Source organism: Stenotrophomonas sp. INTA L402-1, assembly GCF_059295135.1.
Genome location: NZ_JCAFWP010000169.1, coordinates 1 through 603 on the forward strand (window position 1 = coordinate 1; position 603 = coordinate 603).

A 603-nucleotide genomic window follows, 5' to 3' on the forward strand; every position below is an offset into this window, starting at 1 on the left:
TTTCGGCCCGTGAGCAATCACTTCTTCACTCGCGGCCAGAATACCGTTATGCGCTTGCTGGAAACGCTCATCGCCATTGCCGAGAAAATCGAGCATCATTGCACCGGCCCAAATTGTGGCGATAGGGTTAGCAATGTTTTTCCCGTAGATATCCGGCGCGGAACCGTGGACTGGCTCGAAGAGCGACGGGAAAGTGCGTTCCGGATTCAGGTTGGCGGATGGGGCAATGCCAATGGTGCCGGTGCAGGCCGGGCCAAGATCGGAAAGGATATCGCCAAACAAATTGGACGCCACTACCACATCGAAGCGTTCCGGCTGCATCACAAAACGCGCGCAGAGAATATCAATATGCTGCTTGTCCCAGCAGATCTCCGGGTAATTCTCGGCCATTGCTTCCACTCGCTCATCCCAGTACGGCATGCTGATGGCTAAACCGTTCGATTTAGTGGCAGAAGTTAGCGTCTTACGTGGGCGGCTTTGTGCAAGTTCAAAGGCATAACGCAAAATGCGATCGACACCACGACGCGTAAATACCGATTCCTGAATGACGACTTCATGCTCTGTACCTTCATTCACTCTACCGCCGAGCGAGGAATATTCGCC

At 53.6% G+C, this 603-nt stretch carries 1 pseudogene; it reads right to left on the minus strand.

Annotated elements, in window-relative coordinates:
- Nucleotides 1–603: pseudogene (gene dmlA, locus AC5O77_RS22145) on the minus strand (multifunctional D-malate/3-isopropylmalate/tartarate dehydrogenase); the annotation flags it as partial.